Source organism: Gemmobacter nanjingensis (assembly GCF_014652195.1).
Lineage (GTDB): Bacteria > Pseudomonadota > Alphaproteobacteria > Rhodobacterales > Rhodobacteraceae > Gemmobacter > Gemmobacter caeni.
Genome location: NZ_BMYI01000025.1, coordinates 1 through 22,553, shown reverse-complemented (window position 1 = coordinate 22,553; position 22,553 = coordinate 1). Strand labels below are relative to the sequence as shown.

The window sequence follows — 22,553 nt, the reverse complement described above, 5'->3', positions numbered from 1 at the left end:
GCTGTCTGACAAGGCCAAAGCGGCAACGGTCAGGTTGGGAACCGTTCACGCCGCGCCTCGGGCGATATCTTGCTGCGCGGTCAGGGCGCAGCACAAAGGCCCTGCGCAAGAGCGTGTCGAACCACAGCCACCTCAGGATGTTTCCGGCAACAAAGCCTTCACAATCTCCGTATTCGCCACGAACCACCGGCAGGTTTTGATGCAAACGCGAGGCATACGGCCGGTCAGAGGAGCCGCATCAAATATCACTATCAAGCCACGCCACACCCGAGTTGCGATCCACTCCGCACACACGGTGGACGCCTGCATTCTGGAGTTAATCGAGTAACCGGCATCCAGGCCACAGCACCGCCACCTGCTGCCAGTCAGGTACAGAGCCTCATAGTAGCGCTTATCGGATCATTCATGCGGTAGCGGCGGGTGAAGAACCGCATATCAGATTCAGGGTGGGACGCCGGAAGGAAAGGCAGTCGCGAAAATCTTCAGCGACAAAGATGATGTCGCGCAACCCTGTCACCGGCGTTTCGGTCGTGATCGAGCGCCGGATAGAGGATATGATGACCCGCGCCGACCGGGACGAATTCGACCCTTATCTGCTGCCCGGCGATGCCATCGCCTGCTATGACAGCGCGGTGACCAACATTGCCGATGTGGCCCGCGTCGTGGGCACGGTACTGGGAAGCACTTGACCTCAGGCGCCGGGCGGCATCCGTTCCAGCCAGGCAAGGATCTGCCCGCGCGTCTCTTGCCAAAGCGGCAGGATGTTGCGAGCCGCGTCGGCAAGTGGCTGGCTGTCACCCGACTTCCAGGCGGTCTCAATGGCATGGAGTCGGGCATGAAGCGCCACGGCGCCAAATGTGCCCGCCGCCCCCGCGCAGCGGTGCAAGAGTTGCATCCGCGCGGCGGGGTCACCGGCCTGCGGCTCGTCGGCCAGATCCCGCGCCATTGCGTCCATCTGGTCGATGAACCGCCCCGTCAGGGCGTGGAGTGCGGCAGAAACAGGTGCGGTGTCATCCGGCACCAGCCGGGAGGCATCGAACAGGGGCCCTGTTGGTCTGGCCACGGCCCCCATCCCTTCCGCCTGCGGCGCGGCGCCGGAAACCTCTGCCAGGACCGCAAGCAGTTCCTTGCGGTCAATGGGTTTCTTCAGCACATGCGTCATGCCTGCGGCCCGGAAGGCGGCCACTTCTTCCGGCAGGGCATGGGCGGTGATCGCAACGATGGGAGCTGCCGCCGAGGCGCCCGTTCCCGTGCGGATCGCGCGGGTCGCAGCCCGCCCGTCCATGACGGGCATCGAAATATCCATCAGGATCACATCGAACCGGGTTTCTGCGGCGCGTGCCACGCCCTCGCGGCCATCACAGGCCTCGGTCACCGCATGACCTGCGAGCGTGACCATGTCATGCAGGATGATCCGGTTGATTTCGTTGTCCTCGACAATCAGCACGGAAAGGGCGTGGCCGGGAGCCGCCGCATCCGGCGGCACGGCGGCAGTGCCCTCCGGCAGCGGCAAGGCGGCCGCGCTGCGTTCCAGCGGCAGCCGCATCCAGAACACGCTGCCTTCGCCCTGTGTGCTTTCCACCCCCACCTCGCCGCCCATCAGCCCGGCCAGCCGCCGCGAAATGCCCAGCCCAAGCCCGGTGCCCGAGCGCCGCCCGTAAGAGCTGTCGATCATCTCGAAATCGCGGAAAATCCGTTCCAGATCGGCTTCGGCAATCCCGAGGCCGGTGTCGATCACCCGCAACTCGACCTCCGAGACCGGTGCCGCCGGGTCCAGCGCCTCGATCTCGATCCGCACCCCGCCGCGGGGCGTGAATTTGATCGCGTTGTTCACGAAGTTCAGCAAGACCTGCCGGATCTTGTCGGGATCGCCGACCGCCGGTTCGAAGGGCGGGCTTTGCCAGCCCCAGTCCAGCGTGATACCATTGACCTTGGCCAGACCGTGCTGATTGGCGATCACATCTTCCACGATGTCGGACAGGCGGAACGGCCTTGATTGCAGGCGCATCATCCCGGCCTCCAGTTGCGAAATGTCCAGAACATCGTTCACCAGCGCGCTGAGCAGCCGGCCCGAAACCTCCATCGAGCCGAGATAGGCTTTCTGCTGCGGGTCAAGCCGGGTATCGGCCAGCAGCGACATGGTGCCCAGCAACCCGTTCAGCGGTGTGCGCATCTCGTGCGACATGACTGCCACGAATTCCGCCTTGGCCTTTTCGCCCGCGACGGCACGGTCATGCGCCTCGATCAGATCGGCCTCGGCCTGCCTGATCTGCGAGATGTCGCGGATGAACAGCACGAAGATCTGCCCCTGATCGCCCTCTGCCACACGCAGCGAGATTTCGGCCGGAAAGACGCGCCCGTCGCGCCCGATGCCATCGACATAAAGCCGCCCCAGCGTTTCCGGCGCGGGATTGCGCAGGGCAGCGGCAAGGCTGCGGTCCCTGTCCTCGTCGGGCTTGATGAGCGTCAGAAGATCCTGCCCGGTGACCTCTTCCACCGTACAGCCAAAGATCGCCTCTGCCGCCGGGCTGAAATCCAGAATGCGCGCCGCGCGGTCACAGACCACGATCCCGTCAAGCGAGGTCTGGATCACCGTGCGCATCCGCGCCGTGGTCAGCATCTGGTCCACGGCGCGGCGCTCGCTCAGCCGGTACATCCGCAGCAGCAGCACCGCCAGCAGCGAGATCGCCACGAACATCCCCCCCGCCATCAGGGCAAGCCTGGCCAGTGTCGTGGTCACGGCGATGCGCGTGGCATCCGAATGTGTGGCGAACTCCGCCAGTCCCATGACCGAAAGCGCGCGTACCACGGGTGCAACCGTCTCGGCCTCGCGGTCCATCTGGTTCAGGGCCGCCACCAGCCCGGCATCGGGCAGATCAGCCAGAGCGCTCATCCGGTCGCGCGCCTGGCGGATCACCTCGAAATTCTGTTTGAACTCGGCATTGCGGCGCAGGGTGGAATAGGTGCCCGTGGCGCGAAACGTGTCGATCCGGCTGTAGAAGATGTCGAACCGCTTGCGCAGATCGGCAAGCTGGGCCGCGGTGGTTTGCCCCAGATGCACCTCGACACGGGCGGTATCCAGCGCGTGACGGAAGCGCAGGAATTCCGCATCAACCTGCGACAGCGTCCATTGCAGATTGTCCGAAGCGGCAGAGCGCAGCGTGTTCAGCTGCGCGACCACGTTCTGCGTCATGGCGCCCATGATGCCGAACAGGATGGCAAGGATGGCCGAAACCACCAGCAGGCGCAGGCGCCGTAACCGGCGGCGCTTCCGGTCAGCAGCCGGATTCAGCCCGGAGCCTGGCATCGCGTCATCCGTCACCTGTCGTTCTTCCGATCCGCTGCCGATCCTAGGGTCGAACCTCGATCCGTTCCAGTTGCCAGATGCTGCGGGTGTAGATCACCTCGCTGCGGTAGGCCGGGTCGGAATCGTAGGGATAGACAATCCACAGCGGCCCCTTGTCACGGAGGGACATGGCGGTGCCGTTGCGGCTGTGGGCGATGATGGGGGCATTCTCCGGCCAGTCCTCCACCGGGATCTCGACCGAATAGTCATTGGCGGCATAGGCCTCCAGCAGCGCGCCGGTCATGCCGGCAGCCCGCAGCACCGCGCCCAGCGAGACGCCGGTGAATTCCTGCGGGCCTTCCGTCCAGACCGTGCTTGTGGTGAAAGTAATCTGTGGCAAGGCGGCAAGGGCGGCTGCATCGAAGGTGACGCTGGTGCCGGGCTTGCCGTCGACAGTACCCGTCAGGGTCAGCAACGGGGTATCGGCCTGCGCCGCAGTCATGGCAGCAAGGCTGGTCAGCACGGCCAGGACGATTTTGCGGGTAAGACGTGGGGCCAAGGCGGTGATATCCTCTGGAAGGGCTGGCTGCGGAACCGGCGCGCGGATTTTTGAGCCGGAGACTAGCATGTTGGGCACCGGCCGGGCATTCGCATCGGAACTGTCGGACTATCCTTGCGGATAGGGGCTCAATAGGCGCCCCGCCCGGTCCAGAGCGCACGGAAGGTCAGCCCGGTCAGCACCAGATCCAGCAAGAGCGACGTCGAGCGCGCATGGGCGATATCCATTTTCATCACTCGGCACGCCCGGACACCTGCCGGGGTTCTGCCCCAAGGCGCCGGAACAAGACCTTAGGGGCTGTTTGGCGGGCCGGCCTGGCAAGGCCGCCAAACAACGGCTGCGGGGTGGCGACTTGACCTCTCCGTCAGGATGCGCCCCGATATCCTTTGGCAAGGCCTCACACTTGCCATCTTTCAACCTATAATCGTCAAGCGCTGGCGTTGTTTCCTCCCAACATGAATCGCCCCAAAGGAGAGTGAAGCTGTATCTGGCCCAATCGCGCCCGACCGATGCCGCGTCCAAGGCAACAAATGGAGCAAATGGCATGCGTATCCTGATCGCGGACGACCACGACCTCGTGCGCGATACGATCATGCTGTTCCTGCAAGTCGAAGCTGGCGCCGAGGTCGCGGCCGTAGGCAGCCTGCCGGAAGCGGTGAAGGCCATCAAATCCGCGCCGCGCTTCGATCTTGTCATTCTGGATGTGGCGATGCCTGGCATGAACGGGCTGGAAAGCCTGCGGCAGGTCATGGCCATGGCGGGCGGGCAGCGGGTCGCGCTGATTTCGGGCACGGCGACTGCCGACATCGCCGAACAGGCACTGGCCATGGGGGCTGCGGGCTATCTGCCCAAGACGCTCAGCGCGAAGTCGCTGGCCAATGCGGTGCGCTTCATGGCGATGGGCGAGCAATATGCCCCGCTGGAGTTTCTGCGCGCCGCGCAGGAAGAAGCACCGCATCCGCTGGTGCAGCGCCTGTCAGGACGCGAGATGGATGTGCTGCGCGGGCTGGTTTCGGGGAAGGCCAACAAGGAAATCGCCCGCGACCTCGGGATCACCGAGCCGACCGTGAAGCTGCATATGAAGACGCTCTATCGCAAGATCGGCGCGCATAACCGCACCCAGGCAGCGCTGATCGCGCGGGATCAGGGTCTGTTCTGACCTATCCACCCGGATAGGCGACGGCTCCGCTCACGCGGTGGGCCATCCCCCTGCAACGCCCGGTTTGCAAGCGCGCGCCGCTTCTGGCATATGCAGGCCGTTCCAGCGCGCGAGGGGCCAATGGCCGACGATCTGCATCTTTCCGACGACGATCTGGCGGAGGACATCCATCCGCTGTTTCATGGCGCCCCCGCGACCACAGAATTCCGCAAGCTCCGCAAGCGGCTGGTGCGCGAGGTGCGGGATGCCATCGACAAATACGGGATGATCGAACGCGGCACGCGCTGGCTGGTCTGTCTTTCCGGCGGAAAGGACAGCTATACCCTGCTTGCAGTCCTGCACGAACTGAAATGGCGCGGCCTCCTGCCGGTCGATCTGCTGGCCTGCAATCTGGATCAGGGTCAGCCGAATTTCCCGGCAACCGTCCTGCCGGACTTCCTGCAACGCATGGGCGTGCCGCATCGCATCGAATACCAGGACACCTATTCGGTGGTGATGGACAAGATCGGGCCGGGCAAGACCATGTGCTCGCTCTGCTCCCGGCTGCGGCGCGGCAATCTTTACCGCATTGCGCGGGAAGAGGGTTGCTCGGCCGTGGTGCTTGGCCATCACCGCGACGACATTCTGGAAACCTTCTTCATGAACCTGTTCCACGGCGGACGGCTGGCAACCATGCCACCCAAGCTGCTGAATGAGGAAGGCGATCTGTTCGTCTGTCGCCCGCTGGCTTTCGTGGCCGAGGCCGATTGCGAGAAATTCGCCCGCGCCATGAATTACCCGATCATTCCCTGCGATCTGTGCGGCAGCCAGGAAGGCTTGCAACGCCAGCAGGTCAAACAGTTGCTTGACGGATGGGAGGCCCGAAGCCCCGGCCGGCGGCAGGTGATGTTCCGCGCGCTGATGAATGCGCGACCGTCGCATCTGCTCGACCCTTCCATTTTCGATTTCACCGGGCTGACTGCGAAACCCGGAACATTTAGCGAAAATCCTCCGCATCTCGGACAGGAATTTTAACGAACCGTCGAGGATGCGCGCCTAGGGTGCATCGGCGACCGAGGGGTCGCGGATGTGGCGAGGGGCGCGATGTCGGGTCAAATCCGGAAACGACTGTCAGAAAACATGGGCCGGATGCTGCGGCGCTTGCGGCAGCCTGAAACTCTGCTCCTGCTGCCTGCGGCGACGCTGGCGGCCTACTGGCTGGGTGGAGAGCGGGCCCTGCTGGGACTCGCGCTCGGTGCGCCGCTGGCAGGCGTGGCACTGGATCTGCTGCGCCCGGCTGAAACCGTCATGCCTCCGATGCCGGATGGCTTGCAGGGTCTGGCACTCTGCCCTCAACTGGTGACGCTGCTCGATGCAGCCTTGCGCGCGGCACCGGCCAGCGGTTTGCAGACCGGCTGTCTTGTCGTGCAGTTCGACGATGCCGCCTTGTTGCTGGACCGGCATGGACGCGCTGCGCAGACCGAGGTGCTGGCCCGCTGTGCCGAACGCATTTGCAGCGCCCTGCGCAGCGGGGATGTGGTTGCGCGGCTGGAAGGTGGCGGTTTTGCGGTGGCGCTGAGCCCCCAGCGGCGGCTGGATCTGGAAAGCATGATCCAGCTTGCCGCGCGGCTTCAGGCCGCGATTGCGCCGCCCATCAGCCTCAATGCAATGCGCCTCTATGTCAGCTGCTCGGTCGGTTTCTGCCTCGGCGTCGCGGCACCTGCCGCCGAAGGCCGTGCGTTGCTGGATGCGGCGCAGATCGCGGCGGATGAGGCGCTGCGCAACGGCCCAGCCGCCATCCGCGCCTTCGCCCCCGACATGGCGCGCAAACGGGCCGACCGCGATGCCCTGCGCGGCCTGTTGGAAAACGCGCTGGATCAGGGCGAGATCCGCGCCCATTTTCAGCCGCAGGTTTCCACCGATACCGGCGACATCACCGGATTCGAGGCGCTCGCGCGATGGCATCACCCCGAACGCGGCGTGGTGCCCCCTGTCGAGTTTCTGGGGGCGATTGAAGAGGCCGGGCTGGCGGAGCGTCTGGGCGAGGTCATGCTGTTTCAGGCGCTGACGGCCCTGTCGCGCTGGGATCGCGCGGGGCTGAATGTGCCGAAAGTCGGCATCAACCTCTCAGCGGCAGAGTTGCGCAATCCCCGCTTCGTCGAGAAGCTGGAATGGGAAATCGACCGTTTCGGTCTGGAGCCAGGTCGTCTTTGCATCGAGATTCTGGAAACCGTGATCGCCAGCACCGAACATGACGTGATCGTGCGCAACATCGCGGCAATGGCGCAGTTGGGCTGCACCATCGACCTTGACGATTTCGGAACCGGCCATGCCTCGATCACCAATATCCGACGCTTCGCCGTGCACCGGCTGAAAATCGACCGCAGCTTTGTGACACGGATCGACGCCGACCCCGGCCAGCAGAAGATGGTCGCGGCCATTCTGTCTCTGGCGAAACAGCTTGACCTCGACACCCTGGCCGAAGGGGTGGAAACGGCGGGCGAGCATGCGATGCTGGCGCAACTGGGCTGTCGCCATGTGCAGGGCTTCGGCATCGCCCGCCCCATGCCCTTCGATCAGGTGCAGGACTGGATCGCCCGGCATCAGGCAAATCACCGGCCGCTGCCGCGAATCGGCACACGGGCCACGAAATGACGCCGCGGGGCTGTCATTGGCCACCCCGCGCCGGGAAAACCGCTTGACCTTTTCTCCCCCCTTCTGTTGAACCACGCCTGACCCACGCCCGGGTCAGCCTTTTCAAGCGACACGGTGGGGATCGCAGATGGACGATCAGAACAAGAACCTTATTCTGGCGACGGCGCTGAGTTTCCTTGTGATCCTCGTGTGGTTCGTGCTGTTCCCGCCGGAAGAAACGGCGCCGACGGCCGATCCCGTTGCCGCGACCCAGCCTGCGACGGCGCCCGCCGCGACAGCAACGGCGACGCAGGCACAGCCCGAGGTCGCCCCCGTCCCCGAGGCGCCCCGGCTGAAGATCGACACGCCGAAGCTGTCGGGCTCGGTGTCGCTGCTGGGCGGTCGCATTGATGACCTGTCGCTGAAAGCCTACCACGCGACCATCGACCCGAAATCGGATATCGTGCGCCTGCTGACCCCGGTCGGCGAGCCGCATGCCTATTACGCCCTTTACGGTTGGACGCCGGGCGGGACGCTGGATTTCGCGGATGTGCCTGGCGCCACGACGGAATGGCAACAGGTCGGCGGCGATACGCTGGCGCCGGGCAAGCCCGTCACGCTGGAGTGGGCGAATGGCAAGGGCCTGACCTTCACGCGCCAACTGGCCGTTGATGACAATTACATGTTCACCGTTACGGATTCCGTTGCCAACACGGGCACCGAAACGGCGACGCTGCAACCCTATGGCGTGGTAGCGCGCCACGGCAAACCGGCCGATCTGCAAAGTTTCTATGTACTGCACGAGGGCGTTGTCGGCCGGACTGACGGCAAGCTGGCCGAGATCAAGTACAAGGATGTCGCCGATCTGCCGCAGGTCGCCCGCGAAGGCGCGCAGGCCGAAGTGACCGAGGGCACCGCCGACGGCTGGCTGGGCTTTACCGACAAATACTGGATGACCGTTCTGGTCCCCGAGCAGGGCAAACCCTACACCGCCGTGGTGAAATACAACGCCCAATCCGACATCTATCAGACCGAGACGCGGATGCCGGTTGTCACCGTGGCGCCGGGGGCCAGCACCGAAGTTTCGTCGCGCCTGTTCGCCGGAGCAAAGGAATGGGAAACCATCCGGAACTACCAGAACAACGACGGAATCGCGGGCTTCATCGATTCGATTGACTGGGGCTGGTTCTTCTTCTTCACCAAGCCGATCTTCTGGCTGCTGCACCACCTGCACGGCTGGATCGGCAACATGGGTCTGGCCATCATCGCACTGACCTTCGTGCTGAAGATCCTCGTGCTGCCGCTCGCCTACAAATCCTATGTCTCGATGGCGCGGATGAAAGAGCTTCAGCCCGAGATGGAGGCGCTGAAGGAACGCGCGGGCGAGGATAAGCAGAAGCTGCAAAAGGAAATGATGCAGCTTTACAAGGAAAAGAAGGTCAATCCGGCAGCAGGCTGCCTGCCGATTTTCCTGCAAATTCCGATCTTCTTCAGCCTTTACAAGGTGATCTTCGTCACGCTCGAACTGCGTCAGGCGCCGTTCTTCGGCTGGCTGAACGACCTGTCGGCGCCCGATCCGTCGTCGCTGTTCAACCTGTTCGGGCTGCTGCCCTGGGCGGCCCCGGCACATGGCACCTTCCTCGCCATGATCTTCATTGGTGTGCTGCCGATCCTGCTGGGCATCTCGATGTGGCTGCAACAGAAGCTGAACCCGGCACCCGCCGATCCGGCGCAGGCGATGATTTTCGCCTGGATGCCCTGGGTGTTCATGTTCATGCTGGGCAGCTTTGCTTCGGGTCTTGTGCTGTACTGGATCACCAACAACACGATCACTTTCATCCAGCAGTACCTGATCATGCGCAGCCATGGCCACAAGCCGGATATCTTCGGCAACATCAAGGCGGGCTTTTCGAAGAAACAGCCCGAGCCAGCGAAGGGCAAGAAATGAAGGCACGGCTGAACACCATCTGCCGACATCCGATCAAGAGCCACGGACGCGAGAGCCTCGCGTCCGTTCGGCTTTCGGCGGGTGCCGGTCTGCCGTGGGACCGGCACTGGGCCGTGGCGCATGATGCGGCCCGGCTGGTCGAGGGCTGGAATCCTTGCGTGAACTTCGCGCGGGGGTCCAAGGCGCCTGCATTGATGGCGATCAATGCCGCGCTGGACGAATCGACTGCAACCGTGACGCTGACCCACCCGGAACGTGAACCACTGACCTTCCGACCCGATGATGCAGCCGACCTGCCGCGGTTTCTGGATTGGGTGCGCGAACTGAACCCCGCAGGTCGGGCGATGCCCGAACGCATTGTCAGCGCCGGGCGGATCATGTCGGACACCGATTATCCGTCGGTCTCGATCCTGAATCTGGCCTCCAACACCGATCTGGGCGCGCGGATGGGGATGGACCTGTCGCCGCTGCGCTGGCGCGGCAATCTCTGGGTCGAGGGCTGGCAGCCCTGGGCGGAATGGGATCTGGTCGGGCGCAGGCTGCGGATCGGCGACGCGCTGCTGGAAGTGCGCGAGCGGATCGAGCGGTGCAATGCCACCAAGGCCAACCCGGCGACCGGACGCATTGAAGGTGATACGCTGGGCGCGCTACGCGGTGCCTTCGGGCATCAGGATTTCGGCGTTTACGCCGTCGTCGTCGAAGGGGGCGAGATTGCCCCCGGCATGGAGGTAACCATCCAATGACCGCCCTGCCCTTCCCGCTTGCCGAAGAGCCTGATGATTTCGCGCGCGAACGTGGCCGGCTGATGTTCGCCGGTCCGGTCGATTTCGTGAAAGGCGTGGTTGCCATGCCCGGCCTGCCGCCGGCAGACCGGCTGGAGGTCTGTTTTGCCGGTCGCTCGAACGTCGGGAAATCCAGCCTGATCAATGCGCTGACCGGCCGCAAGAACCTCGCGCGCGCCTCGAACACGCCGGGGCGGACGCAGGAGATCAACTATTTCACCCTTGGCGAAAGCCGCTATCTGGTTGACCTTCCGGGCTATGGTTTCGCCGAAGCGCCGGTTTCGACGGTGCAGAAGTGGCAGACGCTGTTGAAGGCCTATCTGCAAGGCCGCCAGACCCTGCGCCGCGCCTTCGTGCTGATTGACAGCCGCCATGGCGTCAAATCGGTCGATGACGAGATCATGACGCTTCTCGACAAATCTGCCGTCACCTTCCAGGTCGTGATGACCAAGATGGACAAGCTGTCGCGCCCGGAACGCGAGAAGAACCTCGATCAGGTGCGCGCCGCGCTGGCAAAGCACCCGGCGGCCTACCCCGAGATCGTGATGACCTCCTCGGAAAAGGGTGACGGCATCGCCACCCTGCGCGCCATCGTCGCGGGGCTGGAATGAACGCGCTGGTGCAGGTCGCGCTTGGCGGCGCCATGGGGGCGAGCCTGCGCTATGGCGTCAATCTGGGCATGCAGCGCCTGCTGGGCAGCGGCTTCCCCTGGCATACGCTGACGGCGAATGTGCTGGGTTCAGCGGTGATGGGCGTGCTGATGGTGGCGCTGGCGCATCGCGGGCATCAGCATCTGGCGCCCCTGCTGATGACCGGGCTTCTGGGCGGCTTCACCACCTTTTCTGCCTTTTCCATGGATACGGTCGCGCTGGCCGAGCGCGGCCAGATGACCGCGGCGGCGCTCTATGTCGCGGCCTCGGTCCTGATCGCACTGGCGGCCTTTGTGCTGGCCGTCCACCTGACGCGGAGCATTCTGACATGAGCGGTGTGAAACTGCTGACCGTTTCCGAGGATGAGGGCGAACAGCGGCTCGACCGCTGGTTCAAGCGCCGCTTTCCGCATGTGACTCAGGGCGCGGTCGAAAAGATGTGCCGCACCGGGCAGGTGCGGGTGGATGGCAAGCGCGCAAAAGCGGCGGATCGCGTCGCACCGGGTACGGTGATCCGCGTGCCGCCGCTGCCGGAAAATGACGCCCCCTCGCGGCCGCGCCCCGATGGCGTCAGCGCAGCAGATACGCGGATGATCCAGGATGCGGTGATCTTCAGGGACGAGCATATCATCGTGCTGAACAAGCCGCCGGGGCTGCCCTCGCAGGGCGGCTCGGGTCAGGGCGACCGGCATGTCGACGGGCTGACCGAGGCGCTGAAATTCGGCTACAAGGACCGGCCGAAGCTGGTGCACCGGCTGGACAAGGATACTTCGGGTGTCTTGGTTCTGGCCCGCACCGACCGGGTGGCCCGCGCCCTGTCCGAGGCGTTTCGTCACCGCAATACCCGCAAGATTTACTGGGCCGTCGTCGCGGGCGTTCCACAGCCCAAGCAGGGCTCGATCAAATATGCGCTGATGAAGGCACCGGGCCGTGGCCGGGGTGGCGAGGGCGAGAAGATGGTCTGCATCCATCCTGCCAAGGTTGGTGATTACCCCGATGCCAAGCGGGCGCAGACCGATTACTTCACGCTCTGGTTCCTTGGCACCCGGCTGAGCTGGATGGCGCTGGAGCCGATCACCGGCCGTACCCACCAGCTGCGCGCCCATATGGCCGAGTTCGGTCATCCGATTCTTGGCGATGGCAAATATGGTGGCTCGGACGCTGAAAATCTGGGCGATGGCTGGGGCGCGGGCACCGGCGGTGATCTGTCGCGCAAGCTGCACCTGCATGCCCGGCGGCTGAGCATCGAGCATCCGATCACCAAGGAACCGATCACCTTCACCGCCCCCCTGCCCGAGCATATGGCCCGCACCTGGAAGCTGCTCGACTGGAAAGAGGGCGACGTGCCGGAAGACCCGTTCGAAAAGCTGCACTGATGAGCGACTGGACCCCCAAACGTTTCTGGAAATCGGCGAGCGCCGAACCTGTGGACGGCGGCTTTGCCGTTCATCTGGATGGCCGCGCCGTGAAGACCCCGGCCAAGGCGGCTCTGGTGCTGCCCACCCGCACACTGGCTGCCGCCATCGCCGCGGAATGGGACGTCCAGCAGGGGCAGGTACGCCCCGAGACGATGCCGGCCACGCGCGCCGCCAATTCCGCCATTGACAAGGTGCGCCCGCAATTCGCGCAAGTGGCCGATATGCTTGCAGATTATGCAGGAACTGATCTGCTGTGCTACCGTGCCGAAGGGCCGGATGCGCTGATCGCTCGGCAGGCTGCGGGCTGGGACCCATTGCTGGACTGGGCGAAGCAACGCCATGGCGCACCCCTGATCGCCACCTCAGGCGTCATGCATATCGCGCAGGACCCTGCCAGCCTTGCTGCCCTGCGCGCCGCGATTTTCGCGCAGAACGAATTCCAGCTGGCGGCCCTGCACGACCTGATTGCCATTACCGGCTCTGCCGTTCTGGGCCTTGCCGTGACCGACGGGCACCTGAGCCCGGCGGAAGCCTTCGATCTCAGCCGAATCGATGAACACTGGCAGATCGAACAATGGGGCGAAGATGCCGAGGCCGCTGAGGCCGAGGCCGTCAAACGCCAGGCGGTCGAGGACGCCGCCCGTTTCTACGCATTGTGTGGGTAACAATCTTGCCCAATTTCCGGGCAGATGTGACGCATCTTTCGTGATCCCTGCGCAAACTGCCCGCGCAGGGACAGTTTGCGCTATCAACTCGGTTTCACTTGACGGCCCAAAGCGCTTTACACGAAACTGCCCGTCACTGAGAGGGAAGCCTCCCTCAGTCTTCTGCTCCGTACGGGGCCATAACACCGCCCGCAAAGGGTGGACACTCAGGAAGAGGTACGCATGAAAAAATCGCTATTCCTTGGCACGCTTTCGGCCACCGCGCTGATCGCTGGCATCGCCGGCGCCGCGACGCTGGATGACGTGAAGGCCCGGGGCGAACTGATCTGCGGCGTGAACGTCGGCCTGACCGGCTTCGGCGCGCCCGACGCCAACGGCAATTATCAGGGCTTCGACGTGGCGCTTTGCAAGGCGGTCGCGGCGGCAGTGCTCGGCGACGCTTCCAAGGTGAAATACATCCCCACCACCGGCGAAACCCGTTTCACCGCGCTGGCCTCGGGCGAGGTTGACCTGCTGGTCCGCAACTCGACCTGGACCTTCATGCGTGACGTCGACCTGAAGTTCGATTTCGTCGCCGTGAACTACTATGACGGTCAGGGCTTCATGGTGAAGAAAGACCTGGGCGTGTCCTCGGCGAAGGAACTGGATGGCGCCACGGTCTGTATCCAGACCGGCACCACGACCGAGCTGAACCTGGCCGACTTCTTCAAGGCCAATAACATGACCTACACGCCGGTCACCGTGGCTGACGATTCGGAAGGCCAGCGTCAGTATCTGGCAGGCGCCTGCGACGCCTACACCACCGACGCTTCGGGCCTTGCCGCCTCGCGCGCCTCGATGCCGGATGCCGAAAACCATATCATCCTGCCGGAAATCATCTCGAAAGAGCCGCTGGGTCCGCTGGTTCGCCATGGCGACAACCAGTGGGGCGATGTGGTCCGCTGGACCTATTACGCTCTGGTCGCGGCCGAAGAATACGGCGTGAACAAGGCCAACATCGAGGAGGTCGCCTCGACCACCCAGAACCCGGAAGTGAAGCGCCTGCTGGGCGTCGAGGGTGAACTGGGCGAGAAGCTGGGCCTCGACAAGGAATGGGCCAAGCGCGCCATTGCCGCGGTCGGCAACTATGGCGAGATCTTCGAGGCGAACATCGGTTCGGGCACCCCGATCGGTCTGGCCCGCGGCCTGAACGCGCTGTGGACCCAGGGCGGCCTGCAATACGCCCCGCCGTTCCGCTGATCTGAAAACGATACGGGCGCGGCTTCGGTCGCGCCCGCGTCCAACACGACCGAACTGCCTGCACAGACAAAGCACCGGCCAACCCGGGCAAGGCAGGCTTCAGGGGGTATAAAATATATGGCTTTCGTTCAGGATGCGCCGAAAGATTCCTTTCGGCTGAGCATGCTTATCTACGACACGCGTTACAGGTCGCTGACCATTCAGGTGGTTGTGCTGATCCTGTTCATGCTGTTTCTGTCCTGGCTTCTGAACAACACGATCCAGAACCTCGCCGCGAAGGACCGGACCTTTGATTTCGGGTTCCTGCTGTCCCGTGCGGGGTATGACATCAACCAAAGGCTTGTCGATTACACTAACGACAGTACCCATGCCCGCGCCGCCTTCATCGGCCTGCTGAACACGCTGCTTTCCGCCGTGGTCGGCTGTGTGCTGGCCACCATCATCGGCGTGGTGGTCGGTGTGTTGCGACTGTCGAACAACTGGATCATCTCGCGCCTGATGACCGTCTACGTCGAGATGTTCCGCAACGTGCCGGTTCTGCTGTGGATTCTGCTGGCAGCCACCATCCTGTCGGAAACCACGCCCAGCCCGCGCGATTTCCGCGTGACACCGGAAATGCAGGCGGCGGATGAGGCGCCGAAGGCCTCCATGCTGTTCGGCATCATCGCCGTCACCAACCGCGGCACCGACATTCCCGAGCCGAAGTTCTGCATCGGCAAGCCGCGTGAAGAATGCGACGCCGACCCGAACGAGGGCGGCCTCGGCACCATTGACCTCGGCATCTTCAAGGTTTCGCTGAATCTGCTGGCGTTGCTGCTGGTGTTTGGCGGCTCGATCTTCGCCGCCCGGCGGCTGAAGCAGCAGGCCGATGCCACGCAGGATGCAACGGGCGTCCGCCCGGTGACATGGTGGAAAAACCTGCTGATCCTCGTGCTGCCCTCGGCCATCCTGCTTTGGGCGCTCGGCCTGCACTTCGTGGTGCCCGAGCTCAAGGGCTTCAATTTCACCGGCGGCATCACGGTGTTGCACAGCTTCACCGCCCTGACACTGGCATTGGCGCTTTATACCGCTGCCTTTATCGCAGAAATCGTGCGTGCCGGGATCATGGCCATCTCGCGCGGGCAATCCGAGGCCGCGTCGGCCCTAGGCCTCCGCCCCGCCCGCACCATGCGGCTGGTCATTCTGCCCCAGGCGCTGCGGGTGATCATCCCGCCGCTGATCAGCCAATACCTGAACCTGACCAAGAACACCTCGCTGGCGATTGCCGTCTCCTACATGGATCTGCGCGGCACGCTGGGCGGCATCACGCTGAACCAGACCGGGAAAGAGCTGGAGTGCATGCTGCTGATGATGGGCATTTACCTCACGATCAGCCTCATCATCTCGGCATGCATGAACATCTTCAACCGGGCCGTCAGGCTGAAGGAGCGCTGAGATGCAGGAACAACTCGTCTTCGTGCGCAACCAGATGCTGCCGCCCGAGGCTCCGCCACCGGGGCAGAAGGGCATCACCCGCTGGATGCGCGAGAACCTTTTCTCGGGACCGATGAACTCGGTCCTCACGGTGCTGGGCATCCTGGCCGTGGTCTGGCTGCTGATGCATATTCTGCCCTGGCTGATGCATTCGGTCTGGAACGCCAATTCACTCAACGAATGCCGCCAGATCATTCAGGAGCGCTGGGGTGAAGGCGCGACCGGGGCCTGCTGGGCCATGGTGCGCGAACGCTGGCCGCAATATCTGTATGGCTTCTACCCGCGTGACCTCTACTGGCGGCCGAATCTTTCGCTGCTGCTGCTGTTCGGAGCGCTGGCGCCGGTGTTGTATTCCAGCCTGCCCCGCAAGATGCTGTGGATCACGGCACTTTACCCGGCAACCGCCTTCTGGCTGCTGTGGGGCGGCTCGATCTGGGCGCCCGTCGTGGCAATGCTGGGTTTCGTGGTGCTGTGGCTGGTGTTCTCGGTGCTGCAACCGCGCCTGGGCGTGCCCGTCTCTGCCGGGATCGGCGTGGTCGTGGCGTCGCTGTGGTGGCTGTTCCTGCAAGCTCCGGCCACCGACCTTCTGCAAGGCATCCTGCCGCTGAGCCTTCGCCCCGTCGGCAGCCGGGACTTCGGCGGGTTCCTCCTCTCCTTCGTGATCGGTGTCACCGCCATTTCGGCCTCGCTGCCCATGGGCATCCTGCTGGCACTGGGGCGGAAATCCGACATGCTGCTGGTGCGTACCCTTTCGGTGGGCTTTATCGAGTTCATCCGGGGCGTACCGCTGATCACGTTGCTGTTCACCGCCTCGCTGCTGCTGCAATACTTCCTGCCGCCCGGCAGCGATTTCGACATCATCCTGCGTGTCATCATCCTCGTGACCCTGTTCGCTGCGGCCTATATCGCCGAGGTGATCCGGGGCGGCCTCGCGGCGCTGCCGCGCGGCCAGTATGAGGCAGCGGATGCGCTGGGGCTGGATTACTGGCAGGCGCAGCGGCTGATCATCATGCCGCAGGCGCTGAAAATCTCGATCCCAGGCATCGTCTCGTCCTTCATTGGCCTGTTCAAGGATACCACGCTGGTGGCCTTCGTCGGCCTGAACGATCCGCTGAAGGGCATCACCACGATCGTGCGCGCCGACATCAACTGGAAGGGCATCTACTGGGAGCCCTATATCTTTGCCGGCGCCATCTTCTTCCTCATCTGCTTCGGCATGTCGCGCTACTCCATGTGGCTCGAACGCAAGCTGAAGACCGATCACCGTTAAGGAGCCTGACCATGGCTGAACACGCAATCGACCGCTCGAAACTGAAGGTCTCGGACGAGGTCGCCATCCAGATCACCCAGATGAACAAATGGTATGGTCAGTTCCACGTCCTGCGCGATGTGAACATGACGGTTTACAAGGGTGAACGCATCGTGATCTGCGGCCCTTCGGGGTCGGGGAAATCGACGCTGATCCGCTGTATCAACCGGCTTGAGGAACATCAGGCCGGGCAGATCATCGTGGATGGCACCGAATTGACCAACGACCTCAAGAACATCGACAAGGTGCGCTCGGAGGTCGGGATGGTGTTCCAGCACTTCAACCTGTTCCCGCATCTGACGATTCTGGAAAACTGCACGCTCGCCCCGATCTGGGTCCGCAAGGTTCCAAAGAAAGAGGCGGAAGAAACCGCCATGCATTTCCTGCGCAAGGTGAAGATCCCTGAACAGGCCAACAAATATCCCGGCCAGCTTTCCGGCGGTCAGCAACAGCGCGTGGCAATTGCCCGCTCGCTCTGCATGAAGCCCCGGATCATGCTGTTCGACGAACCGACCTCGGCGCTTGATCCCGAGATGATCAAGGAGGTTCTGGATACCATGATCGAGCTGGCGGAAGAGGGCATGACCATGCTCTGCGTCACGCATGAAATGGGCTTTGCCCAGGCCGTCGCCAACCGCGTGGTCTTCATGGATCAGGGCCAGATCGTCGAACAGAACGAACCGCGTGAGTTCTTCAACAATCCGCAAAGCGAACGGACCAAGCTGTTCCTCAGCCAGATCCTCGGCCACTGAAGTCTGTCGGAATCAGAAAGGGGCGCCCGTCGTGGCGCCCCTTTTCCTTTGCGTCAGGCCGCGATCTCGCGCGGGATGATGAAATCATCCACGCTGCCCTGCCCCCAGTCCACATCCGCCCAGCTTTCCACCGCAAAATCGCAAACCAGCGTGGCGCCGGTGGGATAGCGCTGGAACTCCGCATTCAGCGGTGCGCGGGCGACGATGCGATGGGCGAACTCGCCAATGCCGGGATTGTGGCCGATCATCATCACCACATCCGCCGTCGCATGGCGCAGCACCGCCAGCATGACATCCGGCCCGGCATGGTACAGCGCCGGTTTCAGATCCAGAATCGGTGTGCCGGGCAGCGCGGGCGCGATCCCGGACCAGGTTTTCCGCGTGCGCAGCGCGTCCGAGCACAGCACCTGCCCCGGCACATAGCCGCGCGAGGCCAGCCATTCGCCGAGATCGGCGGCGGCAGCCTTGCCCCGCTCATTTAGCGGGCGGTCATGGTCGCTCATCAGCGGGTCGTCCCAGCTTGATTTCGCGTGGCGCGTCAGGATCAGGCGCTTGGTCATGTGTGGAACTGCCCCATGTGATAGGCTGATTGTTCCGGCAGTCTTGCATAGCTTTGCGACACCGGGCAAGCGCGCCGCACAAGGCAGCCTCCCGTCAGACAGTCGCGCCCCTCTGGCGTATCCAGAAAGCTGTGACAGGCAGGCACATCATACCCCGCCCCGGTCAGCGCCCCGGCGGGACAGGCGGTCAGACAGGGCTGCGTGCAGCTCTCGCAGGGCGGCCTCCCCGCCTCCGGCATCTCCACCACCTCTTTCAGCGCGAGCGCCCCGCGTGCGGAAAAGAACAACCCCTGCCGCACATGCACCAGCAGCCGCACCGGGCTTTCCCATGCCGTGCCACAGCGCAGGGCCCATTGATAGAAGGGATGCCAGGGCGGTCCGCCAAAGGGAAACAGGGCCTTGGCGCCCAGATCGCAGGCCAGCCGCCCGATCACCCGCCGCGACCAGCGATCCACCGGATCGGGCGCACCATCATTCCATTCCGGCCCAGCGGTGAAATGCGCCCAGAACCCCGGCTCCGCTGGCCCGATCAGCAGCAGGGTCCGCGTGCCCGCAGGCAGCCCCTCCCCCGCCGTGACCGCAAACCCGCCCAGAACCTCCAGTCGCTCCGCTGCCAGCCGTGCGGCGATGCCGTCCAGCGTCACGCTCATGGCTTGCTCCTTGCCAAATACTCCCGCCGGAGGCATCCACCGCTTCCGGCAGCGCCGCGTCAGGAAATCAGCGCCGCACGCGCGGCGTCACCCGCGGCACCGTCGAACGGATCTGGCTGCCCGCCCCGTGATCGGTAAACAGTTCCAGCAAACATGCGTTGGGCAGTCGCCCGTCCAGAATTGTCACCGCCCGCACGCCCTGATCCAGCGCCATCAACGCGGTCTCGGTCTTGGGGATCATGCCGCCCGCGATCACCCCGTCGGCGGTCATCTGGCGCACTTCCTCGGGGCTGATCTGCGTCATCACCTCACCCGCCGCATTCTTCACGCCCGAGACGTCGGTCAACAGAAGCAGGCGATCCGCCTGCAACGCCCCCGCAATCGCCCCGGCAGCCGTGTCACCATTGACGTTGAAGGTCTCGTTATCCTCCATTCCGGTCGCCACCGGCGCCACAACCGGGATGATCCCGGCATTATAGAGATCGCGCAGAACCTGCACGTTCATCTCCACCGGCTTGCCGACGAACCCCAGCTCCGGGTCATCGGCGATGCAGACCATCAGGTCGTCGTCCTTGCCGGAAATCCCGACCGCGCGGCCGCCCTGATCGTTGATCGCCTGCACGATCCGCTTGTTCACGAGACCCGAGAGGATCATTTCGACCACCTCAACCGTGGCCTTGTCGGTGACCCGCTTGCCCCGCACGAATTCCGACTTGATCCCCAGCTTGTTCAGCATGTCATTGATCATCGGACCGCCGCCATGCACCACGACCGGATTCACGCCGACCTGCCGCATCAGCACGATGTCACGGGCAAATTCGGCCATGGCATCATCGTCACCCATCGCATTACCGCCGAATTTCACGACGACCACCGCGCCGGAATAGCGTTGCAGATAGGGCAGAGCCTCGGACAGCGTTTTCGCGGTGGCGATGGAATCTTGCATGGTGCGCAACTGCTTTTTCATGGGGGCCTCGCGGGGTTCAGGCCGTTGGTACCCCCTTTGCCGCCCCCTGCCAAGCTTGCAAATCCCCCGCTGCGGCGTAGGGTGGCGGCAAAGCGCGGAGGCGGCGATGAGCGAACAGAAAGTCATGGTTCTGACAGGGGCAAGCCGGGGCATCGGCCATGCCACCGTCAAGCGGTTCAGCGCCGAGGGCTGGCGGGTGCTCACCTGCTCGCGTCAGGCATTCGATCCGCGCTGCCCCTGGCCGGGGGGAGAGGAAAACCACATCCAGATCGACCTTGCTTCGCCCGACGCCACCATCGCCGCGATTGCCACGATCAAGGAGAAGCTGGGCGGGCGCCTCAATGCGCTGGTGAACAACGCCGGCATCTCGCCCAAAGGGCCCGGCGGCGCGCGGCTGAACACGCTGGAAACCGACCTGCGCACATGGGGCCATGTGTTCCATGTGAACTTCTTCGCCTCCATCGTTCTGGCCCGCGGCCTGAAAGACGAGCTTTCCGCCGCGCGCGGCTCGGTCGTCAACGTGACCTCCATCGCAGGTGCCCGCGTCCACCCCTTCGCTGGCGCGGCCTATGCCACCTCCAAGGCCGCGCTTGCGGCCCTGACACGCGAGATGGCGCATGATTTCGGCCCGATGGGCGTGCGCGTGAACGCCATCGCGCCGGGTGAGATCGAAACATCAATCCTCTCCCCCGGCACAGAGAAGATCGTCGAGAAACTGCCGCTGCAACGCCTTGGTCAGCCCAAAGAGGTGGCAGATGTCATCTGGTTCCTGTGCTCCGACCAGGCCAGTTACATCTCCGGCTCAGAAATCGAGGTCAACGGCGCCCAGCACGTCTGACCCCACATACCTGCTTGACCCCGCCGGGGATTGTATCTAATCAGCCAGAAGGCTCCGGCGGGTTGGCGGAGAGGTTACGCAGCGGATTGCAAATCCGTGAAGACCGGTTCGATTCCGGTACCCGCCTCCATTCCCCACTTTTCGCTGAATTTCCTGCAATCTTCGCCAGAAGTCGCCATTGATTTCATTGAGAAAATAGACTGTGGGCCATCTTCTGCGCGAAGATGGACTGTGGCTGCCCAACTTGTGTGGGTATCGAATGCGGGTATTCTCGGAACTGTCGATACCCACAGCCACCCGCAGGACCGATTCATATGCCCTTGACCGATGCCGCCTGTCGTGGCGCAAAGCCCGATCCCTCTGGAAAACCACGGAAATTGCCCGATGGTGGCGGTCTGCTTCTATTCGTCTCGCCATCGGGCGGCAGGCTGTGGAGAATGCGGTATAGGTTCGAAGGCAAGGAAAAGATGCTGTCCTTCGGGGCCTACCCCGATGTGAAGCTGGCCGATGCCCGCGCCCTGCGCGACAAGGCCAAGCGGGCACTGGCCGAAGGACGCGACCCTGGAGCCAATGCCAAGGCCGCACTGACCGGCCCCTGTCGGGGATACGTTCGAAGCCGTGGCGCGGGAATGGATCAAGGCTCAGTCGGCAACGTGGTCGCCCGCCCACAGCGCCCGCATCTTGTCACGCTTTGAACGGGACGTGTTCAAGGCGATTGGCTCAACTGCCGTGGCCGAAGTGACCGCCCCGCAGATTCTCGCCATGCTGCGCCCCGTGGAGGACCGCGCCCCGGACGTGGCGGGACGCATCCGCATGACTACAGGGGCCATCATGCGCTACGCGATTGCCACCGGCAGGGCATCCCGCGATCCCGCAGCAGACCTGCGCGGCGCGCTTCGCCCCACTGTTGCGCGGCGCCAGCTTTGTCGGAATGGGGTGTCAGCTTTGTCGGTGAAAATTTTGTGCAAACCCTTTCCTGACGGCCCCCCATCCCGAGCCTGACCTTTACGCAGCCATCGTTATACCGACAGCAAACGCGACCGATGCACATCGGCACAGGGCGCATCAAGCTAGATTGCGGCTTAAACTAGATGAGGCAACTTCACCGGCGAGACGATGAAAGTAATCCCGTTGTTGTCCTGTTTCCAAGCGAACCCATACTGGAATGCTTCCTCCGTGGGCACCAAGAAGACGTGCGCGTCACCGCGAAAATCTCCTTCCCAGCCCACGTCTCGAGCGAGATCTTTCGCTGTTTGGAAGTCAGCATAGAATTGCTCGACAACCTCAGGGCCGTACATCACATCGTCCGCCTTCAGCATCGCGGTATACTCAGCAACGGTAGGACAGTGTTCCCACCCAAAATCGATGGGAGCCAAAGAATAAGCAGTGAATGCCATGGCGAATCCTCCGAGATAAGCCCGCAAATGATAGCCTTTCCGAGATCCCCTTCAAGCGTTGCAATACATCAGCCTAGGCCTCGAGATTTCTCGAACGGGCTCACCTAACCATCGCCGCTCTGAATCTGGCTCACGGCCGCGCCGACTTCCTCAGGTGTCGTCGCGGCGTCGATTGCGGCGCTGGCGGTGAGGCGGAGGGCCTCCAGATCGGCGGCGGTGCTGCGCCAGAGGGTGGCGAGGTTGAGCCAGATCTGCGCGAGGCTTGCGCCATCGGGGGCGGTGATGCCCA

General features: G+C 63.6%; 23 protein-coding genes, 1 tRNA gene and 1 pseudogene. 18 read left to right on the top strand and 7 right to left on the bottom strand.

The window, feature by feature from the left end; translation table 11 throughout:
- Window positions 1-494 precede the first annotated feature (494 nt).
- The gene (locus IE126_RS22930) at window positions 495-689 is read left to right on the top strand and encodes a hypothetical protein (protein ID WP_189382479.1); all 195 of its coding nucleotides are present in this window, start codon (window positions 495-497) and stop codon (window positions 687-689) included.
- Between the two features lie 2 nt (window positions 690-691).
- Here IE126_RS22930 and IE126_RS22925 read toward each other — a convergent pair whose 3' ends face one another.
- Both IE126_RS22925 and IE126_RS22920 read right to left on the bottom strand, forming a co-directional pair.
- The gene (locus IE126_RS22925; protein WP_229825833.1) at window positions 692-3,307 is read right to left on the bottom strand and encodes an ATP-binding protein; all 2,616 of its coding nucleotides are present in this window, start codon (window positions 3,305-3,307) and stop codon (window positions 692-694) included.
- Between the two features lie 43 nt (window positions 3,308-3,350).
- Window positions 3,351-3,845, bottom strand: a complete 495-nt coding sequence (locus IE126_RS22920) for an oxidoreductase (protein ID WP_229825831.1) — start codon at window positions 3,843-3,845, stop codon at window positions 3,351-3,353.
- A gap of 544 nt (window positions 3,846-4,389) precedes the next feature.
- Here IE126_RS22920 and IE126_RS22915 point away from each other — a divergent pair.
- The 13 genes from IE126_RS22915 (at window position 4,390) to IE126_RS22855 (ending at window position 17,852) form a co-directional block, all read left to right on the top strand.
- Window positions 4,390-5,004, top strand: a complete 615-nt coding sequence (locus IE126_RS22915; protein ID WP_108130837.1) for a response regulator transcription factor — start codon at window positions 4,390-4,392, stop codon at window positions 5,002-5,004.
- Between the two features lie 120 nt (window positions 5,005-5,124).
- Window positions 5,125-6,018 carry a tRNA 2-thiocytidine(32) synthetase TtcA gene (gene ttcA / locus IE126_RS22910; protein WP_108130834.1) on the top strand — a complete coding sequence of 298 codons (894 nt, stop codon included), beginning with the start codon at window positions 5,125-5,127 and terminating at the stop codon, window positions 6,016-6,018.
- A gap of 69 nt (window positions 6,019-6,087) precedes the next feature.
- Window positions 6,088-7,638 (top strand): putative bifunctional diguanylate cyclase/phosphodiesterase, encoded by a 1,551-nt coding sequence (locus tag IE126_RS22905; RefSeq protein ID WP_189382475.1) that lies wholly within the window; start codon window positions 6,088-6,090, stop codon window positions 7,636-7,638.
- Between the two features lie 127 nt (window positions 7,639-7,765).
- Complete coding sequence (gene yidC / locus IE126_RS22900; protein WP_054303814.1) at window positions 7,766-9,565, top strand: membrane protein insertase YidC; 1,800 nt, start codon at window positions 7,766-7,768, stop codon at window positions 9,563-9,565.
- Window positions 9,562-10,308 carry an MOSC domain-containing protein gene (locus tag IE126_RS22895; RefSeq protein ID WP_189382473.1) on the top strand — a complete coding sequence of 249 codons (747 nt, stop codon included), beginning with the start codon at window positions 9,562-9,564 and terminating at the stop codon, window positions 10,306-10,308. The genes yidC and IE126_RS22895 overlap by 4 nt, the downstream gene beginning before the upstream one ends.
- On the top strand, window positions 10,305-10,958 hold the full coding sequence (gene yihA, locus IE126_RS22890; RefSeq protein WP_189382470.1) for a ribosome biogenesis GTP-binding protein YihA/YsxC: 654 nt from the start codon (window positions 10,305-10,307) through the stop codon (window positions 10,956-10,958). Before IE126_RS22895 ends, yihA begins: the two co-directional genes overlap by 4 nt.
- Complete coding sequence (gene crcB, locus IE126_RS22885; RefSeq protein WP_054303817.1) at window positions 10,955-11,329, top strand: fluoride efflux transporter CrcB; 375 nt, start codon at window positions 10,955-10,957, stop codon at window positions 11,327-11,329. The genes yihA and crcB overlap by 4 nt, the downstream gene beginning before the upstream one ends.
- Entirely contained in the window at window positions 11,326-12,372 is a 1,047-nt protein-coding gene (locus tag IE126_RS22880; protein ID WP_108130998.1) for an RluA family pseudouridine synthase, read from the top strand. Before crcB ends, IE126_RS22880 begins: the two co-directional genes overlap by 4 nt.
- Window positions 12,372-13,079, top strand: coding sequence for an ATP12 family chaperone protein (locus IE126_RS22875; protein ID WP_189382468.1), 708 nt, complete (start codon window positions 12,372-12,374; stop codon window positions 13,077-13,079). The genes IE126_RS22880 and IE126_RS22875 overlap by 1 nt, the downstream gene beginning before the upstream one ends.
- A gap of 222 nt (window positions 13,080-13,301) precedes the next feature.
- Window positions 13,302-14,318 (top strand): amino acid ABC transporter substrate-binding protein, encoded by a 1,017-nt coding sequence (locus IE126_RS22870; RefSeq protein WP_054303820.1) that lies wholly within the window; start codon window positions 13,302-13,304, stop codon window positions 14,316-14,318.
- 117 nt (window positions 14,319-14,435) lie between these two features.
- Window positions 14,436-15,752 carry an amino acid ABC transporter permease gene (locus IE126_RS22865; protein WP_189382466.1) on the top strand — a complete coding sequence of 439 codons (1,317 nt, stop codon included), beginning with the start codon at window positions 14,436-14,438 and terminating at the stop codon, window positions 15,750-15,752.
- 1 nt (window position 15,753) lies between these two features.
- Window positions 15,754-17,061, top strand: coding sequence for an amino acid ABC transporter permease (locus tag IE126_RS22860; RefSeq protein ID WP_108131005.1), 1,308 nt, complete (start codon window positions 15,754-15,756; stop codon window positions 17,059-17,061).
- A gap of 11 nt (window positions 17,062-17,072) precedes the next feature.
- Complete coding sequence (locus IE126_RS22855) at window positions 17,073-17,852, top strand: amino acid ABC transporter ATP-binding protein (RefSeq protein WP_054303823.1); 780 nt, start codon at window positions 17,073-17,075, stop codon at window positions 17,850-17,852.
- A 53-nt stretch (window positions 17,853-17,905) separates the two neighbouring features.
- Here IE126_RS22855 and IE126_RS22850 read toward each other — a convergent pair whose 3' ends face one another.
- The 3 genes from IE126_RS22850 to argB form a co-directional block, all read right to left on the bottom strand.
- A complete protein-coding gene (locus IE126_RS22850; RefSeq protein ID WP_054303824.1) occupies window positions 17,906-18,412 on the bottom strand; it encodes a SixA phosphatase family protein in 507 nt (168 codons plus the stop codon).
- The gene (locus tag IE126_RS22845) at window positions 18,409-19,062 is read right to left on the bottom strand and encodes a ferredoxin (RefSeq protein ID WP_189382463.1); all 654 of its coding nucleotides are present in this window, start codon (window positions 19,060-19,062) and stop codon (window positions 18,409-18,411) included. The genes IE126_RS22850 and IE126_RS22845 overlap by 4 nt, the downstream gene beginning before the upstream one ends.
- Window positions 19,063-19,129: 67 nt before the next feature.
- On the bottom strand, window positions 19,130-20,029 hold the full coding sequence (argB, locus tag IE126_RS22840) for an acetylglutamate kinase (RefSeq protein WP_054303826.1): 900 nt from the start codon (window positions 20,027-20,029) through the stop codon (window positions 19,130-19,132).
- Window positions 20,030-20,135: 106 nt separating this feature from the next.
- Between argB and IE126_RS22835 the strand changes: the two genes are divergently transcribed.
- The 4 genes from IE126_RS22835 (at window position 20,136) to IE126_RS26420 (ending at window position 21,869) form a co-directional block, all read left to right on the top strand.
- Window positions 20,136-20,867 carry an SDR family NAD(P)-dependent oxidoreductase gene (locus IE126_RS22835; RefSeq protein ID WP_054303827.1) on the top strand — a complete coding sequence of 244 codons (732 nt, stop codon included), beginning with the start codon at window positions 20,136-20,138 and terminating at the stop codon, window positions 20,865-20,867.
- Window positions 20,868-20,923: 56 nt separating this feature from the next.
- Window positions 20,924-20,997, top strand: a tRNA-Cys gene (locus tag IE126_RS22830).
- Between the two features lie 94 nt (window positions 20,998-21,091).
- Window positions 21,092-21,562, top strand: a complete 471-nt coding sequence (locus IE126_RS22825) for an Arm DNA-binding domain-containing protein (protein WP_308430003.1) — start codon at window positions 21,092-21,094, stop codon at window positions 21,560-21,562.
- Window positions 21,486-21,869, top strand: coding sequence for a tyrosine-type recombinase/integrase (locus IE126_RS26420; RefSeq protein WP_407646082.1), 384 nt, complete (start codon window positions 21,486-21,488; stop codon window positions 21,867-21,869). The genes IE126_RS22825 and IE126_RS26420 overlap by 77 nt, the downstream gene beginning before the upstream one ends.
- An 80-nt stretch (window positions 21,870-21,949) precedes the next feature.
- Here IE126_RS26420 and IE126_RS22820 read toward each other — a convergent pair whose 3' ends face one another.
- Both IE126_RS22820 and IE126_RS22815 read right to left on the bottom strand, forming a co-directional pair.
- Window positions 21,950-22,264, bottom strand: a complete 315-nt coding sequence (locus IE126_RS22820) for a hypothetical protein (protein WP_189382460.1) — start codon at window positions 22,262-22,264, stop codon at window positions 21,950-21,952.
- A gap of 104 nt (window positions 22,265-22,368) precedes the next feature.
- Window positions 22,369-22,553: pseudogene (locus tag IE126_RS22815) on the bottom strand (hypothetical protein); the annotation flags it as partial.